Below are 17,356 nucleotides of genomic sequence, written 5' to 3'. Positions count from 1 at the left end.
ATGAATAATTTTTAACGAAGTAAGTGCGCTATTTAATCCGATAGAATGATCATGTTTTTAATAAAATTGGTATTAAAATAATAATAACCAGCCCGCTTTTTAATCACTCTTAACTTAATAAGTAAGTACTTGGTCAGTTTTATAATAATGAGCTGCAAATGAGTGATAAAAAAAACAACAAAAGTATATTTTGCAATCACGGTCCTACCCTGTGGCAAACAAACCAATCTGGTCTACTTGCAAACAATCGCTTAGCCGTAAAAGATGTATTTGCAGTAAAAGGCGAGCGTAATAGTGCTGGTAACCCACATTGGTTTAAAACAGCTAAACCGGCTCAAAGTACGGCAAGCTCGGTTAATAAGCTCATGACCGCTGGTTGTAACTTTATAGGCTTTACCCATACTGACGAACTGGCTTATAGCTTAGAGGGTAATAATATACATTATGGCGCTGCGCAAAATCCTAAATTAAAAGGGCATGCTTGCGGTGGTTCGAGTATGGGGTCTGCTGCTGCAGTTGCTGCTAACTTAGCCGATATTGGCTTAGGCACCGACACCGGCGGCTCAATTAGAATACCCGCCAGCTATTGTGGTTTATATGGCATAAGGCCAAGCCATAACGTGATTGAAAAAGACGGCCTAATACCGTTGGCTCCCCCTTTTGATACCATAGGTTGGCTTACCCAGAGCGCCGAGCTATTAAGCGATGTAGGTAATGTACTGCTACCAAATCAAGCTATTAATAACGTTGATACCTTAGTTATTTGTGAGCCGTTATTTGAACTCGTTGACCCTGCTTTACAAGCCCCACTTAAACAACTGCTTGAAAAAACCAAGCCTAATTTTAATCATCATATCGATTTTAAGCTCCCCAAAAGCAACCTGCTAAGTGAGCTTGCCGATACCTTTAGAATATTACAAGGTCGTGCGATTGCTAAAACGCACCGAGACTGGCTTGAACTCCCAGATCAGCTTTCTCATTTTGCGCCAGCAATTGCGGCTCGTTTTAAAATGGCACTGGCTTTAACCGAGCAAGAAGAACAAGAGGCGTTAAAAATACAGCACGAGTGGCAAACAATAGTCGCTAAAAACCTAAACAAACACAGCTGCTTATTTTTACCCACCACACCCACAACCGCACCTAAATTAGGCGCCGACACAAGCGCCTTACGCATGCAAATTATTACGCTTTCGGCAATTGCGGGCCTTAGTGGCTCAGCGCAAGTGCATTTACCGCTGGCTGATTTAACAAATGATCATCCGTATGGTTTTTCATTAATGATGAGCCACGGTAACGATAAAAGCCTACTTGCTTGCGTTAAGCACCTAGCTGCACACTTTAAACAGGACACACCGGCATGACCACACACAACATTGCATTTACCGCGTCTCATTTTTCGGCAACAGAGGCGGGTATAAATATACTAAAACAAGGCGGTACAGCTACCGAGGCTATGGTAGCGGCTGCCGCTGCTATTAGTGTTGTATATCCACATATGAACTCAATTGGTGGCGACAGCTTTTGGCTTATCGATAACCCAAATCAAAAAACGCCCACTGCTATTGACGCCTGCGGCCGCGCAGCAACTAATACAACGGCATATAACACGCTCGCGCAAATACCAGAGCGCGGCGGATTAAGCGCACTGACTCAAGCGGGCACAATACGCGGCTGGCAAAAAGCGCTTGAACTAGATGAGCATGCAGCACTACCACTGTCAAAAATTTTAGCACCCGCTATTGAGCTTGCGCGCGAGGGCTTTACCGTAACAAAAAGCTTGCAAGCAGGCTGCGAAAAACTAGCCGCTGCTAACAATACCAATGAGGCGTTTAAAAGCCTCTACATACCCAATGGTAACCCCTTGCAAGCAGGTCAACATTTTAAAAACCCTAAACTTGCTGCAACGTTTGAATACCTAGCAAAACATGGTTTAAACGCATTTTATGAAGGCGCACTTGCTAACTCATTTGCCGCCGACTTAGCAAAAGCAGGCAGCTCAATCACCGCAGATGACATTGCAAATACTAAAGCCGAGGTAGTTACTGCGCTAAATGCTAACTTATCAGGTATTGATTGCTACAACTTACCCGCGCCAACACAGGGCGTGCATTCACTACAAATAATTGGTGCCGTAAATAAGTTAAAGCATTTAGCTAAAACCGATGCCGACTGGACGCACTTAATTGTTGAGGCAACTAAACAAAGCTTTACGCATCGCCCTACCCTTTGGGCTGACCCTGAAGCATTAGGAGACGATTATAAAAACGCACTAACCGATAATCGCTTAAGCGAACTTGCTAACAATATTGATATGGCCAAAGCCAAAAAATGGCCATTTAACGCAGAGCCTGGCGATACTGTGTGGATGGCAGCCAGAGATAAAAACGGGCAATTAGTCAGCTTTATTCAAAGTATTTACTGGGAATTTGGCAGCGGAATATTAATGAGTGAAGGCGGCTTTGTGTGGAATAACCGTGGTTTAAGCTTTAGTTTAAACAATGAAGGTATTGATGCGGATAACAATATTAACGCCCTTGCGCCAAATAAAAAACCGGCTCATACACTTAACCCAGCAATGGCAAAGTTTAGCGATGGTCGTCGCCTTGCTTACGGAACAATGGGCGGTGAAGGGCAACCACAAACCCAAGCCGCTGTTTTTGCAGGCTACGCATGGCGAAATAAATCAATAAAACAAGCAATTAGCGACCCTCGGTGGTTACTTGGACGTACATGGGGCGATACAAGTACAAATTTAAAAATTGAAAAAGGGTTAGTTTTTCATATAGAACATGAATTAAATCAACGTGACCACGATTGGGTAAGCGTTGATAATAATAACGAAATGATGGGGCACGCTGGGGCGATTTTAGATACACCTACAAGCCTTGAAGCTGCAACAGATCCTCGTTCAGATGGACGTGCAACAGTAACTACAGCAGGAACACAATGTCAGAAATAATAAACCAATGGCCAATAGTAGCGGCCTTAATAGCAACCGGTATTTTTGCCGGAATTTTAGCAGGACTTTTTGGTGTAGGCGGCGGTATTGTTATCGTACCTGTTCTGTATTTTTTACTACAAGGTTTTGGCGTAAGCCCAGAGTCGGCAATGATGATAGCCACCGCCACATCACTTGCAACCATAGTACCTACTTCGCTTTCATCTATTCGCTCGCATCATAGCAAAGGGAATATTGACCTTGCGCTAATAAAATACTGGGCACCGTTTATATTAGTTATGGCGGTAGTCGGTAGTATTATTGCTCATACCGTTCGCGGTAACGCATTAGTGCTCATGTTTGCCTGCATTGCTATTTTAGTCAGTTTAAACATGTTATTTAGAGCCGGCGCACCCGCGCTTGTAAAACAACTGCCAGGTAAATTTGGTCAAGGCGTTATGGCAAGTATTGTAGGTGGTTTGTCGGTAATGATTGGCATAGGTGGCGGTACTATTGGCGTACCTATGCTAAACGCATTTAATGTACGCGCCCATGTTGCAGTAGGTACTGCGGCCGTTTTTGGTTTATTAATTGCGCTACCAGGTGTTATTACCTTATTAAGTATTGGCACAACGCCAACCGATGCTCCCCTAGGTACGTGGGGGTTAGTTAACCTCCCTGCCTTTTTTCTTATTATTCCGCTGACTATTTTATTTGCGCCTATTGGCGTAAAAATTGGTAGCAAGCTGGATCAAAAACAACTTAAACGCGCTTTTGCCGTTGTCTTAATGATAACCGGCATTCGCATGCTTATTCAGACTCTGGGAGCCTAAAATATGTTTAATAACACGCAAGTTCAAACCTTAAACCCACCACAGCGTTTATTAATGGGACCAGGTCCAATTAATGCAGATCCTCGTGTTTTACGTGCTATGTCGGCGCAACTTATAGGTCAATACGACCCAGTAATGACCGGTTTTATGAACGAAACCATGGCGCGTTACCGCGAAATTTTTAAAACTAAAAACGAATGGACCATGCTAATAGATGGCACATCGCGCGCGGGTATTGAAGCCGTATTATGCTCAATTTTACGCCCAGGCGATAAAGTACTAGTGCCAATTATGGGGCGCTTTGGCCACCTACTTGCTGAAATAGCAGAACGCGTTGGCGCAAAGGTGCACACAATAGAAGTACCGTGGGGCGAAGTGTTTACGCCAGAACAAATCGAAAAAGCCATTGTTGATGTAAAACCCCATGTGCTTGCCATGGTACAAGGCGATACATCCACCACCATGAACCAACCTCTTGAGCATATTGGCGATATTTGCCAAAAGCACGATGTACTATTTTATTGCGACGCCACCGCATCTATTGTGGGTAACGAACTTCCTGCCGATGAGTGGAAACTCGATGCACTTTCTGTTGGCCTACAAAAGTGTTTAGGCGGACCTTCTGGGTCAGCGCCATTGACACTAAGCGACAAATGCGCCGAGTGGATCCAAAAACGTAAAAAGGTAGAAGCAGGCATCCGCACTGCCGATCATACCGATGGCACAGAACCCTTTGTGCGCTCTAACTATTTTGATTTAGGTATGATCATGAATTACTGGGGAGAGGAGCGCCTAAATCATCATACCGAAGCCACCAGCATGCTGTATTGCGCCTCAGAATGCGCCCGCATAGTAATTGAAGAAGGCGTGGATAACTGCGTAGCGCGCCACAAATTACATGGCGATGCCATGCTAACAGGCATTCAAGCGCTCGGCTTAAATGTATTTGGTGATTTAACGCATAAAATGAACAACGTACTGGGTGTTTATATACCCGAGGGCATTAATGCCGATCACGTACGCGGACAAATGCTAACCGATTTTGGAATAGAAATTGGCACCTCGTTTGGACCACTTCATGGCAAAATTTGGCGTATTGGCACTATGGGCTACAACGCCCGAAAAGATACCGTACTACAAACACTTGCTAGCCTAGACGCTTGCTTGCATGCCAACGGTTACAAAGGTCCTAAAGGCGAAGCCGCCATTGCCGCCCTTGCTCACTATAAATAAAAAAGGATTTAGCATGACGATTGTAAGCCCACAACACAGCCCTTTATTAAACAAAGAACTTGCTGATGAATACGCAACACGCGCTTTATCTCGCTGTAAAACCCTCAGCGCACTATCGCAAATGCAAGGTGGCATTCACCGCGTGTACTTATCAAAAGAGCACAAAGAGTGTAACGCTGTTACTGCATCGTGGATGGTTGAGGCAGGCATGCAATCGTGGCAAGACGAAGTGGGCAACCTTTGGGGGCGGCTTAAATCATCAAACCCACATGCTAAACGTTTAATTATAGGATCGCACCTCGACACCGTACCAAACGCAGGTGCGTTTGATGGTATTTTAGGTGTACTACTGGGGATAGAAATTGCAGCGCTTGCACATAAGTTAAAGCTCGACCTGCCCTTTCATTTAGATGTAGTGGGCTTTTGCGATGAAGAAGGCACTCGCTTTGCCACTACTTTAATTGGCTCAAAAGCCCTCGCTAACGAATTTGACCCACAGTGGCTAAACATTGAAGACACAAACGGCATAACTATGCGCCAAGCCATGCTCGACTTTGGCTTAAATCCCAACGACTACGCAAAAGCTGCACTTAATAAAAATGAATTACTAGCTTACTGGGAAACTCATATTGAACAAGGCCCTGTACTCGAATCGGTTAATCAGGCGTTAGGCGTTGTAACTGCAATAGCAGGAGCAAAGCGCGCCATGCTTACCCTAACAGGCCAAAGCGGTCATGCGGGTACAACGCCAATGAATTTACGTCAGGATTCGTTAGCAGGCTGCGCTGAATTAGTAACCGAAATTGAAAAACTAGCAAGCAATGCTAAAAATGGCGAAGTTGCCACCGTAGGGCAAATACAATCTCGCCCCGGTGCAACAAACGTGATCGCAGGTAAAACAACCATAAGCCTAGATGCACGTGCACAGAGCGACACCGATCTCGCTAACTTACTAAGCGCCATACAAAGCAGCGCACAGTCTATAGCAAGCAAACGCAATTTAACACTTGATTGGCAATGGACGCATGCCGCCGGTGCCGTTGCGTGCGACACCACTATTCAGCATTTTTTTTCAAGCGCATGTAAACTCAACAACCAAGCATCGCCTTCACTTGCCTCAGGCGCTGGGCACGATGCAATGGCAATCGCTCCAATTTGCCCTGTTGGCATGTTGTTTATACGCAGCCCAGGCGGTATAAGCCATCACCCAGCAGAGGCTGTTATCGACAAAGATGTAACAAAGGCACTCAGTGTAATGTACAGCGCGCTTTTACTTTATGTGAAAGAGTGTGAGTGATTTTAAGGTAATCGAGTAAACCAAGTATATTAACTTGGTATGCTTAGGGGCTTAAACCTCCTCAAAGTCATTTGGAGGTTATTACTGAAGGCAGGTAAATGCAGGAAAACACAGGAATATACGTTATTTAAAGTAGCTTTATCGAGCTGCCCTTTGCTCTTTTAGGCTAAGGCGTTTATGTGAGCTATATACATGTTGAATGTTTGTACCATTGACCAAATATGCATCCATTTCAACGGTAATTAGCCCCGATAATGGCTTGATTTCTAGAACACCCAACTCACCTAAATTTGCAGATAGTAAAGTATTATTCCTAATAGCTAACAAAGTTCTGTCAGTATCTCGTAAGTCACCATTCACATATAATTTAGCACCACTAAACCAAGAGTTAATTATTTTAACTTTGATTGATTTAACGGTAAATTCAAAGGATTTTCTCATCAGATCTCCATACTCAGAAAATGTAATTATTATACTTTATGTTCTTATGTGTTTGGCGCACAACCATTTTCGTTTAATACCCGCTTAGTCGATGCTGGGTAATTTTTTAGTGCAGCCAAAGGGCGAATTGGCCGCTGAACCAAATTACCTGAGCAGTTTGGGCACACGTTATTTAACAGCGTTTGAGCACAACCAGAACAAAACGTGCATTCAAATGAACAAATAAAAGCCTCACTGGACTGTGCAGGTAGATTCTTATCACAACATTCACAATTAGGTCTTAAATCTAGCATTTAGAGCTCCTTCTTATCCACCCAATACTGAGTAAATATCTATGACCTTTTATAACTTTTGATACCTGATGCTCACTTACATCAGGGCGGAATAGCTTAACTCGCTTTGTTTCAAATATCGGATTACTGCAAATAAACTCACCACCCAAATCTGCTTTTTTAAGCACTATATTCAATCGATAGTGTTTACCAGATTCAACTTTGTCTGTGTGTGGTGCTATTTCACTTCCTTGTGGGAATTTAAGCAAATATGTATCAAATTTAATTGGCCACGTAGCACCACAAATCAACATTTTATCGTAGCCTGATTTTTGTCGGCCTCGCTCCCAACAAAATAATTTACTCAAAAAAAACATACAATCCCTCGAAACAGCTAACAAGCTGCAGGTTAACTCGTTTTTTTATTTTTATTGATAAACAAACCATAGCCGAGTTCATATTTTGATTCAATCGTTTACTGTATTTTACGTGGGATATAAAAGAGAGTTTTAATGGTGTTTTGATAGGCGTTTTAAAAGACATTATGGTGGCTATAATTGACAAGAAAATCAAAATATAGCCACCCGCTTTACTTTAATGCCTATTTAAAGGCTTATTTAATCGTTACCTTTGCATCACTTACCCATGTCTCAGTTATGGCTTCATCATTTTTATCAACTAAATACGCGCGTATGTTCACCGGATTATTGTTAGCTTGTTTGTAGTCAAACGCTAATCGCCATTGGTTTGTACCAACTACCGGATAAACTCCAATAGGTTCTAGTATTTCACCGTTGCTGGCTTCAACAATCGGCTTTATACCACTTTTGTTATCTAAGCCTTTAAACACTGGGCCTTCAAAATCAATCACCATCTTGTTAACGCCTTCAGGAATAGGCTGGCCGGGAATCCCGCCTAAGCCTTGTCGAGTATTTACAACGCTTGCAAGCGTTTTTGATTTTGGATCGAGTGGACGCCATTCAATATCATAAGAAAAGGTAAACTCATCACCTTTGCGCGCCTCTTTTTCAGGCACCCAGTAGGCAACAATGTTGTCAAACGTCTCGTCTTTTGTTGGAATTTCGATTAACTGAACTGCGCCTTTGCCCCAATCGTCAGTAGGTTTTATCCACGCTGATGAACGCTTATTGTAAAATACACCGTCGTCTTGGTAGTTATTAAAGTCACGGTCTCTTTGGATTAAACCAAACCCTTTTGGGTTCTCATCAATAAAACTATTGGTCGAAACCGACTGAGGATTATTTAATGGACGCCAAACATATTGACCCGATCCTGTGTGAATAGCTAAGCCATCGCTGTCGTGAATTTCAGGGCGCCAATCTTTAGCTTCTGTTTTATCTTTTTGTGAGTACCAATACATACTGGTTAACGGTGCTACGCCTAAGCGTTCAACATCAGAGCGCATATACAAATTAGCGCTCACTGAGGTGATATGGCCTTTGGCTTCTTTGTTATCTTTGCTTAAACCAAACCGATAAGCACCAGTGATAGAAGGCCCTTCAAGCAATGCCCAAACAGACACACTTTCACCTTTTTTCTCTGCGGGGCCAATCCAAAATGCAGAAAAGCGCGGAAATTCTTCTGGCTGATTCATGCCCGTATTAATCGCGATACCTCGAGCAGACAGTCCATATTGCCCCTCTGGGCCGTCGGTACGAAAATAAGACGCGCCTAAAAAAGATATCCAATCTGGTTTCATATCTGGGCGCATTATTCTAAAGCCTGCAAATCCAAACCCTTCTGGGAGATCGTGAGCTGGGCTGTCATCAGGCATATCAAAAACATCATTACTAAAAGGTACATTTTGAACCTGATTTTTATCGTCTCTGATGTAAATACTTACTGGCTCAGGAAAATATCGCCCAGGATAAAATAATTGAACAGGTGCCTTTTTTCCACTTGGGTATAAAGTTTCATCTTCTTTAAAGCGTATTTTCCAGTGTTCGTCATACGTAATTTTATCGATTAACTCCGGCGCTGGAACCTTGGTTGCCGTATAGGGCTTTTCGGCTGAGGCTTTTGCCAGCGCTTTTAAGTCTTCGAATGAAAACTCCGTTTTATCTACTGCTTCTGTCGCGTAAGACGACATCGAAGTGCTAAAAATAATTGCGATAAATAACTTTAATTTCATAAAAAGAATGTCCAATAAATTGAGTCAAATAAAAATGGGAACGCTGCTCGAACGTATGTTTAACTTAAAGTTCTGTATGGATATTACGTGACGAAATATGAACTCGCGTTTACTAAAATATTGTTATTTGACTACAGGACCTCCCATAATTATTTTTTTAGGGTATTGGTTTTAAGGGAAATTGCGCGCGTTTAATGATATCGCTGAAGTGAAAATAAACGGAGATTGCGCTGTTTATTGGACGAAGCCGTCAAGAGGTATGGATATATTTAGGTTTTAGTTGCCCACTATTCCAAGGCAAATATTTGTAGAGTGGCTGGTTTTTCTATTCGTTGTAGTTACATAGTTGATTTGGGCTAAAGCGTATTATAAGCAGTAAAAAGTGAAGGGTAAGCCTATATAGAACTCTGGTATTTAAATCGATAAGGATTACATTTAGGTGTTGAAAAACAAAGAGGCTCACCACTTTTAAAATTTGCAATTAATAGCTAAATTTGACTAGTCGTCCACCTCAGGGCGTGTTGTTACGTGTTTGTTCATCGTAGCTAAAAGATCTTCTTTACATTTATCAGGTTTCAACGACTCAGGGTTGAAAATTATGGCAAGTACTTTATCAACATATATATAGATTGAACCATTAACTTCTTCGATATGCTCTACAACATCCCAGTCATAAAAGTTATAACCATATTGGTGGATTTCTTTTATACCATCAGCGCTTATTTCAAACTCTTTAGGACCAATCATTATTCCATTTTCATTTGGTGTAAAACATTGTGCAATTTTCACTTCCATAAATTTACTGAGAGCGACGTAAATAAAAAATAAAATGGATAATGTGAAAACAGAAAAGAACAACTTATTTTCTATTCCGCCAGACTGAAACTGAAAGAAGGACATAAAACTAAAAGTTAGCACCAACCAAAGACACACATTTTTAAGCATGGGTATCCATGTATAGGATTTCAACACCTTAGATGCTGTGTGAGCGTAAAAAGCGTCATAGTCGGCTTTAGATGTTTTAATTTTAAGATTCAAAAGATTCTCCATAATCTGAGATACGTATAATTAGCCTGTAGATTAACTCGTTTTTTATTTTTTATTGATAAACAAACCATAGCTGAGTTCCTATCAACTTAAAATCAATTTACCCATGCATTTATTGACCGTAATATTCCGCTTTTTATTTTAAAGAGAATCAGGCTTAATAAAGCCAAGTTGTTTACCATTCTATAATTGATAATTTCCGTAACGGTTAGAATAAGGTCACCCTAACTGCCCTTCATCATTAGTCATTTAAAACGCCTTCAACTGTATTATTTTTTTAAGACTTTTTTTAATGACCTTTTGCTCGCAATAAAGCCCGATAAAACCACCAACAGCAATTGAAGCCACAACCAACAACCAATATAAAGAGCTGTTAGATGCCTGAATACCCGAAATATAAAGGTATAAGTTAAACGGGATAATAAAAAATAAGCTACCTAATACTTTAATTAATTCCCTAAAAAGCTCTGTATCAGACTTTGCTTTGTCGATATGAGAGTTAATAGTTTCATTTGATATCTCATTTAGCTCTAGGTATGTTTTTTGTAACCAATTTAAATAATTCAATTATGCATCCTTGTATTTTTATATCTAGTGCTGCCTTAAATAGGCAAAATATATTTGCTAAAGTAAGCGACATAGCAGTAAAAACCAGATTTTTTTTGTTCTGCTTTACGACTTGTTATACGTTTTTACTACTCACTATTAGATTACAAGCTATCACCACATCAGATCGGTAATACTCTACAATTTCAGCTAACTCTTTATCTGATTTAACTAAGAACTCAGCGGAACATCTTTCTCTAACATGAATTAAAGGTAAATGATCTGTATCAGATGAAATTACACCAAATACATGAAACTCAGTATTCCAGCATTGACCATACTTTTTATTTCCAATTTGACAAAGATTCATAACTATATTTAAGTAATCATCATCGCTTTCAAGTAATTTGGTAGCAAGTATAATTGCATCATCAAACATTTTATTTACACCGAGCTTTAGAAGCGTATAACGAGGCTGTAGAATAGCTCTAACAGCCAAATAATAGTAAGTTAAAATAGAGACGCAGAAAAATGTTATTTGTCCTAGTTTATTACTTGTTATAAACCATTAACTACCAAATTCTCGGCTAACAATTGCTGCGGGGACAATATCTTCTGGTAGATCACTAGAAGCCTTTTGAGCAAAGTCACCAGCCATACCAAATACTTTGTCAACTGGATCGACTTTCACTCCGTTTTCGACAGCTAACTCCAGAAGTTTCTTGCCGATATCGTTACAAGAACTAACCCAGTTTTTTGGTAATTTCCCCACAGTGATTTTAGGCTGACAAACTAATTTAAAAGTTTCTTTACCTTCTTGTGTTTGAATTGAAACATCAACGAACCCACTTTTATATGGGTTAGCGAATACACTAGAACTAACCAGAATTATTGCTCCGACAAATATTTTTTTCATGACACTTCCTTATGGTTTATAACGGGCCTATAGATTGGCTCGTTTTTTATTTGTTTTTATTGATAAACAAACCATAGCTGAGTTCCTATTTTGGTTCAATCTTTTACTGTATTTTACGTGGAATATTAAAAGAGTTTGGTGTTGTTTTAATTGACGTTTTGGAAGGAATTACTGGAAAATTTGGTGTGGGTGTTTTTTTACTCTGATGGGCAAAATATATTTGTTAAAATAAGCGATGCAGCAGAAAAAACCTAGCAGTTGAGGATCATCATAACGTTGGTAATATTCCGCTTTTATTATAAAGGAAGTTAGGCTCAATGAAGCCGAGTTATTTACCATTTTTTAATAAAAATTGTTGTCGTCTATCGGGCTACCAATTACTACTTTCATCTTGTCAATACAGCTCAGACTTTTGCGTGATGCACTTTCATGGATGTAACCTAACTCACTGCTATCATTGATAATTGACGTAAAAGTCAGAATGGGTGTCATCCTAACTTTTAGCGCTTGCTGCCCACCTCAGCGCGTGTTGTTATATGCCGCTTTAAACTTACTATAAAGCAACTTCCATTTTAAAGTAAGAAACATCAGCCTTATAAAAACGTTCCCCGTATGGCTGCATACCGAAGCGCTGATAGAAACTTAAAGCTGATTCTCTAGCATCACACCAAAAAAAAATTACAACCGTATTATTAAGAGAGTGAAGAATAAACTTTAGCATTTGAGAGCCAATGCCTTGCCCTTGATAATCAGTTTTAGTAGCAAACTTACGTAGGCGAGCTTTATCTGATTTTATGTATACGGAGGCAACACAAACAAGCTCGTCATTAACAAAGGCACCAAAATGCATTGCGTCATGATCGCCATCAACATGGCAATATTCAGGAGGCTTGTTTGGCCAAAGAACACTTTGTCGAAGCGGGATTGTTTGCTCCCAGGAAATATTGCGAATTTCCATATGATTTTGCAGAGCCTCCATAGGCTTATAACGAGCCTGTAGATTAACTCGTTTTTTTATTTATTTTTATTGATAAACAAACCATAGCTGAGTTCCTATTTTGGTTCAATCTTTTACTGTATTTTACGTGGAATATAAAAAGAGTTTGGTGTTGTTTTAATTGGTGTTTTGGAAGGTATTACGGGAAAGTTTAGTGTGGTTGGCTTTTTACTCTTTCTTTCATTGTAGCTCAGCTTTTTGCGTGATTCATTTTTATAAAACTCACTTAACCCGCTGCTTTAATTTATTATTTATGTAAAAGTTAGAATGAATTTCATCCTAATTCTTTAGCTTTTGTTTAACTCTATTTTTGAAACGTAAAATACAATACCAGCAACAAGGCCTACTATAGAAAATAAAAACAATTGTAAAAAGCTATATCCATAACCTATTAACGTAATTGAACCATTTTCGACCAATACCTTACCATTAATAATTGAGCTATCTAAACCTGAAGGGAAAACAAAAAAGAAAGAAACTAAGCAAGTAGATATAACTGAAGATTTGAGCACTGTATTTAGCGAATAATCACAACTTTTAGTGATAAATTTATAAATTGGAAATGCTGTTACTGGAACTAAAATTAGAACAACTATTAACGTCCAAATAAATATACCAAAAGGAATAATAGTAAATTTCATTTCAATTGCCATTGGCGCTAAAAATGCAACAACTAAAGAGGCTAAAATAAAGCTAAATATTGTTCTCAACTCGAAACCCTCTTAGAAAGCTAACGCCTGCCATAACCAGATTTGTGGCGCTCTTGCACAAATCCGGTTAATGGTTTTGTTATGTAAGGTCACCGTCAAGTCCAAATTTTTCCCTGTTCAAAACTAGCGCTGCCAGCACAGTTACTCCTAACACTGTACCAACAGGGAACATGAAGAGTAACAATGTTGAATATATTATTAGTGCCCAAAAAAGCCACTTAGTTCGATAGTTTAAGCCCACAACGGAAAATGTTAAAAAGCAAAGTGCAACTAAAAATAAGATGAACCCTGTTACTGTAGACAAAGCTGTTGATGACATTTCTTCTTGTGATATTTTAGGTTCATTACTTCCAAACAGCGTTATCTCTTGAAATGAAGAGGACATAATTAAATACGAATCAACAATTCCCCAAAGAGGTGCCCAGAAAAGCAATAATCCCAAAACTGCGACGTATTTCCCTATAGTTTCCTTGTTCATCATCTCTCCTCACGTAGTTACATAACGAGCCTGTAGATTAACTCGTTTTTTATTTGTTTTTATTGATAAATAAACCATAGCTGAGTTCCTATTTTGGTTCAATCGATTACTGTGCATTTACGCAGCATATAAAGAAGTGTTTGATGTTGTTTTAATTGGCATTTTGGGAGGTATTACTGGAAATTTAGTATGGTTGTCTTTTTTACTCTTTCTAGAATGGGCTGGATTACCTATGCGTTATTTATTTTAGGCTAAAGCACCGTTAATTGACCACGATAGTTGGCAGCAAAAAGTCAAAGGAAAACCTCATAATACCATCATCAAATCATTGGCATTTAAGTAGATACGAATCCTATTTAGGTGCTGGAAAACACATACGCCCTACGATGAATCAACTTACTTAACGGGATTGAAAAATAAGGGGGTCATCGCTATTAAAATTTGCGGTGGAAAGTGAGCTTTAGCGCTTGCTGTCCACCTCAGGGCGTGTTGTTATATGTTCGTTATTTAACAAGATAATTCTTTTTTTGCTGATTTCACCGCTGAAACTAGTTGTTCGTAACCATATTTAGCCATAAGAGCCTGCACGTAGCCTTGGCAAACTGTTCTTTCAGGTTCCCACGATAAATGCTCAGATTCGTTAATTTGAGAACTAGCAATACTCTGCACTTCACTAATTTCATAGCGCTCATCACCTGTTAGTTTATTTGCTCTAATTTTTGGTAAAGGTCTTTGCAAAGAAAAAATTTCTTTACCACCATCGATGATGGTATTTGATCGAGTGTCAAATAAAACCATTTTCCATTTTTTTAATTTTAAATCAACGGAAAGTGAGGGAATAATACAATCAGAAATTAAGCTAGAAACAGTGAGGGAATCATTCGCTTTAGCTGATGACTTTATCTCTTTAAAAATACTTGAATTAAACTTAACCAATCGGTCACTACGCACAAATTTAGCTTTATTGCTATCTCTCAGCCTAAATTCAAGATCTGTGAACAACCTTGAGGAATTTATCATTTTTTCTGATAACTCTCTAAATTCAGATTCAGATAAGTTTTTTCTATTTGCATGTTTTTTTAAAACCATAATGCCCTCCAATTAACGATAAATGGAGTTTACACCGTACACCCTGCACTTACAACCCCCCCCATTTAATATACCCCCCCGATTTAAAACAAAAGGTAAGGGCATACAACGAGGCTGTAGAATAACTCCTATAGCCAAATTCAATTAAATAATGAGTTTCTTAATTAACTCTAAGCATTTTAATACAATATGTAATAAATGTATTACCCATTAAACAGGCTGTTTTCTTAAAAAGAGTAATTCTACAATCTAAACGCCCGCATAAGGGGCTGATAATAACTTGTAGTAATGTGTAGCAAAGAGAACTAAGCAAACAGTTAGTAGTCGCTTGTTAGTGGTTTATACCACTAACCTCACGTAGAAATTTTTAATAAAAACAAACCTAACCCGCCGGATAAAGTTAAAAATACCACCAACATTATAATCAGCGTTTTGGATTCACCTAATGATTGCATTAATCCCATTTCAGTCGGTAATACTTGCTCAAGCAGACCTGGCTGTTTAATTTTGTTTTTTTGACCTCTATCCATAATACACATTCCATATAGAACTAATACTGCTAAAGAGCCTGTAGATTAACTCGTTTTTTAATTTTTTATTGATAAACAAACCATAGCTGAGTTCCTATTTTGGTTCAATCTATTACTGTGCTTTTACGCAGCATATAAAGAAGTGTTTGGTGTTGTTTTAATTGGCGTTTTGGAAGGTATTACTGAAAAATTTAGTGTGGGTACCTTTTTACTCTTTCTAGAATGAGCAGGATTATCTGTGCGTTATTTATTTTGGGCTAAAGCACCGTTAATTGACCAAGATAGTTGGCAGCAAGGAGCCAAAGGAAAGCCCTATAATACCATCATCAGATCATTGGCATTTAAGCGGATACGAATACTATTTAGGTGCTGGAAAGCACATAGCCCTACGACGAATCAACTTACTTAACGGCATTGAAAAATAAGGGGGTCATCGCTATTAAAATTTGCGGTGGAAAGTGAGCTTTAGCGCTTGCTGTCCACCTCAGGGCTTGTTGTTAACTAACTTTAATTCTGTACGATGATTTTTTTTATTTGTTTTCCATTTCTATCACTAGTTACAACAATATTATTCCCTTTAGATAAGAATACTGATTTCGACTCTTCTTTGGACGAAATTATAACTCTATCAAAGGGCACTTCATCTGTATGATTAAACTTAAAGACATCAACCATGCAAGGGTATAAATCATTACAATCTATAGAGGCTAATTCATATGATTTTCTATTTAAAGATGCCCATTTAGGACGCCCATTTAAATAGCCTGTTCTTGGCCAGAAAATAGATATATCCCATTTGTTTGGATCAGAGCTCCAAGTTTCATTACCTTTTACAAAGATAAATGGTTCTTGTAATCCCACTTCATTAACCGCTTTTGTGTATATTGGGTGCTCAAATTCTGTATTACTTCGTTCTATTCGTGTTGTTTGGTCAATAGTAAGTGTTTCTAAGTTGGTAATACTTTTAAGTTTACTCGCTAACCATTCCTCTTCATTTATATGGGAATAACCAACATGGATGATGATTTTTGCATTAGGGTCTTTATCAAATACTTTTTCTTTTATAGTCAGTGCAGAATTAGTTTCCCGTTCATCGGTAGTATTGAGTTTACTTGGTTTATGCATATCATAAGAAATTATTTCAAAACCGATTTCTTTTGCTTTAAGTACTAAGTTTGCATAGATACTTTCACGGGTGTAATACCCAATATTGTTAGTAACATATCCTTTATTAATTTGTGATGAAGCTGAACTATTTAAAGATTCAGCCGCAAAATAACGATATCCTTGCTTCCATAGCCCTGAAAGCATACGGTACGTTAACACCCTATGTTGTGCAATATCGTGAGCTTCATTGAACATTACAATCTGATGTAGTTGCGAGCGTTTTAATATTTCACTTTCCGCGCTTTTTGCTTTGTAGTCTGTTAAATCTTCAAGGGCTAAAGTTTCACTTTCAGCAGTACTATCTTTAGAAACAAGCGCTTTTTTATGTAAGCCAGCAAACGAATATTTAACACCAAGGTCTTGCATTATAATATCTAAAGCAACTGGGCTATCAGTATACTCTTTTGCAAAATTTTCAATGATTGGAAGTTTCTCAACTAAGCTTTTACCTTTCGTTTTTTCTTGAACCTGATTTCCAATTTTTATTGCTTCTAAAAGAAACTTTTCGTGATCATGCTCTGAAGAGAAAGCAGAATTAGAAGCAAGTAGACAGAATAGTATTATTTTTTTCAAGTTAAATCCTTTTATTTGAAATGTAATGCTGAACGGTATGGTGAGTTAGCTAACAGCTTCTGAACACAACTTTCGAGATTATAACCCCCCAAAACGGCGTATATTACATTGTTCAATAATTCCACTAAACAACTTTA

General features: G+C 38.9%; 19 protein-coding genes and 2 pseudogenes. 7 read left to right on the top strand and 14 right to left on the bottom strand.

The window, feature by feature from the left end; genetic code table 11:
• Positions 1-158 precede the first annotated feature (158 nt).
• The 5 genes from AAEY68_RS05305 to AAEY68_RS05285 are packed head-to-tail and all read left to right on the top strand — an operon-like array spanning position 159 to position 6,301.
• Positions 159-1,361, top strand: coding sequence for an amidase family protein (locus tag AAEY68_RS05305; protein ID WP_350585632.1), 1,203 nt, complete (start codon positions 159-161; stop codon positions 1,359-1,361).
• Entirely contained in the window at positions 1,358-2,959 is a 1,602-nt protein-coding gene (locus AAEY68_RS05300) for a gamma-glutamyltransferase family protein (protein ID WP_350585631.1), read from the top strand. The genes AAEY68_RS05305 and AAEY68_RS05300 overlap by 4 nt, the downstream gene beginning before the upstream one ends.
• Positions 2,947-3,771, top strand: coding sequence for a sulfite exporter TauE/SafE family protein (locus AAEY68_RS05295; RefSeq protein WP_024593246.1), 825 nt, complete (start codon positions 2,947-2,949; stop codon positions 3,769-3,771). The genes AAEY68_RS05300 and AAEY68_RS05295 overlap by 13 nt, the downstream gene beginning before the upstream one ends.
• A gap of 3 nt (positions 3,772-3,774) precedes the next feature.
• The gene (locus AAEY68_RS05290) at positions 3,775-5,004 is read left to right on the top strand and encodes a pyridoxal-phosphate-dependent aminotransferase family protein (RefSeq protein WP_165735574.1); all 1,230 of its coding nucleotides are present in this window, start codon (positions 3,775-3,777) and stop codon (positions 5,002-5,004) included.
• A gap of 13 nt (positions 5,005-5,017) precedes the next feature.
• Complete coding sequence (locus tag AAEY68_RS05285) at positions 5,018-6,301, top strand: allantoate amidohydrolase (RefSeq protein ID WP_350585630.1); 1,284 nt, start codon at positions 5,018-5,020, stop codon at positions 6,299-6,301.
• A gap of 138 nt (positions 6,302-6,439) precedes the next feature.
• Here AAEY68_RS05285 and AAEY68_RS05280 read toward each other — a convergent pair whose 3' ends face one another.
• The 11 genes from AAEY68_RS05280 to AAEY68_RS05230 form a co-directional block, all read right to left on the bottom strand.
• Positions 6,440-6,742, bottom strand: a complete 303-nt coding sequence (locus AAEY68_RS05280) for a hypothetical protein (protein WP_024593244.1) — start codon at positions 6,740-6,742, stop codon at positions 6,440-6,442.
• Positions 6,743-6,786: 44 nt separating this feature from the next.
• Positions 6,787-7,035, bottom strand: a complete 249-nt coding sequence (locus AAEY68_RS05275) for a DUF1272 domain-containing protein (RefSeq protein ID WP_024593243.1) — start codon at positions 7,033-7,035, stop codon at positions 6,787-6,789.
• Complete coding sequence (locus AAEY68_RS05270) at positions 7,029-7,391, bottom strand: 2OG-Fe(II) oxygenase (RefSeq protein ID WP_024593242.1); 363 nt, start codon at positions 7,389-7,391, stop codon at positions 7,029-7,031. Before AAEY68_RS05270 ends, AAEY68_RS05275 begins: the two co-directional genes overlap by 7 nt.
• A 236-nt stretch (positions 7,392-7,627) precedes the next feature.
• Entirely contained in the window at positions 7,628-9,166 is a 1,539-nt protein-coding gene (locus tag AAEY68_RS05265) for an OpgD/OpgG family glucan biosynthesis protein (RefSeq protein ID WP_024593241.1), read from the bottom strand.
• A gap of 498 nt (positions 9,167-9,664) precedes the next feature.
• On the bottom strand, positions 9,665-9,961 hold the full coding sequence (locus AAEY68_RS05260; RefSeq protein ID WP_139016245.1) for a YcxB family protein: 297 nt from the start codon (positions 9,959-9,961) through the stop codon (positions 9,665-9,667).
• A gap of 501 nt (positions 9,962-10,462) precedes the next feature.
• Positions 10,463-10,780: a hypothetical protein gene (locus AAEY68_RS05255; protein ID WP_024593239.1), complete on the bottom strand. Its 318-nt coding sequence runs from the start codon at positions 10,778-10,780 to the stop codon at positions 10,463-10,465.
• Between the two features lie 115 nt (positions 10,781-10,895).
• Positions 10,896-11,198 (bottom strand): hypothetical protein, encoded by a 303-nt coding sequence (locus tag AAEY68_RS05250; protein WP_024593238.1) that lies wholly within the window; start codon positions 11,196-11,198, stop codon positions 10,896-10,898.
• Between the two features lie 129 nt (positions 11,199-11,327).
• On the bottom strand, positions 11,328-11,675 hold the full coding sequence (locus tag AAEY68_RS05245) for a hypothetical protein (RefSeq protein WP_024593237.1): 348 nt from the start codon (positions 11,673-11,675) through the stop codon (positions 11,328-11,330).
• Between the two features lie 553 nt (positions 11,676-12,228).
• Positions 12,229-12,633: a GNAT family N-acetyltransferase gene (locus tag AAEY68_RS05240; protein ID WP_024593236.1), complete on the bottom strand. Its 405-nt coding sequence runs from the start codon at positions 12,631-12,633 to the stop codon at positions 12,229-12,231.
• Between the two features lie 326 nt (positions 12,634-12,959).
• A complete protein-coding gene (locus AAEY68_RS05235) occupies positions 12,960-13,382 on the bottom strand; it encodes a hypothetical protein (RefSeq protein ID WP_024593235.1) in 423 nt (140 codons plus the stop codon).
• A 79-nt stretch (positions 13,383-13,461) separates the two neighbouring features.
• Positions 13,462-13,860 carry a hypothetical protein gene (locus AAEY68_RS05230; protein WP_024593234.1) on the bottom strand — a complete coding sequence of 133 codons (399 nt, stop codon included), beginning with the start codon at positions 13,858-13,860 and terminating at the stop codon, positions 13,462-13,464.
• Between the two features lie 208 nt (positions 13,861-14,068).
• Here AAEY68_RS05230 and AAEY68_RS21905 point away from each other — a divergent pair.
• A pseudogene (locus tag AAEY68_RS21905) lies at positions 14,069-14,324 on the top strand (IS110 family transposase); the annotation flags it as partial.
• Between the two features lie 43 nt (positions 14,325-14,367).
• Here AAEY68_RS21905 and AAEY68_RS05225 read toward each other — a convergent pair.
• Together AAEY68_RS05225 and AAEY68_RS05220 are read right to left on the bottom strand one after the other, a co-directional pair.
• Entirely contained in the window at positions 14,368-14,949 is a 582-nt protein-coding gene (locus AAEY68_RS05225) for a hypothetical protein (RefSeq protein WP_024593233.1), read from the bottom strand.
• Between the two features lie 353 nt (positions 14,950-15,302).
• Positions 15,303-15,479: a hypothetical protein gene (locus AAEY68_RS05220; RefSeq protein WP_158001029.1), complete on the bottom strand. Its 177-nt coding sequence runs from the start codon at positions 15,477-15,479 to the stop codon at positions 15,303-15,305.
• Between the two features lie 226 nt (positions 15,480-15,705).
• Here AAEY68_RS05220 and AAEY68_RS21900 point away from each other — a divergent pair.
• A pseudogene (locus AAEY68_RS21900) lies at positions 15,706-15,948 on the top strand (IS110 family transposase); the annotation flags it as partial.
• A 38-nt stretch (positions 15,949-15,986) separates the two neighbouring features.
• Here the strand turns inward: AAEY68_RS21900 and AAEY68_RS05215 are convergent.
• Entirely contained in the window at positions 15,987-17,219 is a 1,233-nt protein-coding gene (locus AAEY68_RS05215; RefSeq protein WP_024593232.1) for a hypothetical protein, read from the bottom strand.
• Between the last annotated feature and the right edge of the window lie 137 nt (positions 17,220-17,356).

The sequence above is a fragment of the Pseudoalteromonas sp. RB2-MNA-CIBAN-0110 genome, assembly GCF_040309305.1.
Classification (GTDB): domain Bacteria; phylum Pseudomonadota; class Gammaproteobacteria; order Enterobacterales; family Alteromonadaceae; genus Pseudoalteromonas; species Pseudoalteromonas arctica.
The sequence above is the reverse complement of the archived record's forward strand: the minus strand, read 5'-3'. Positions and strand labels throughout refer to the sequence as shown.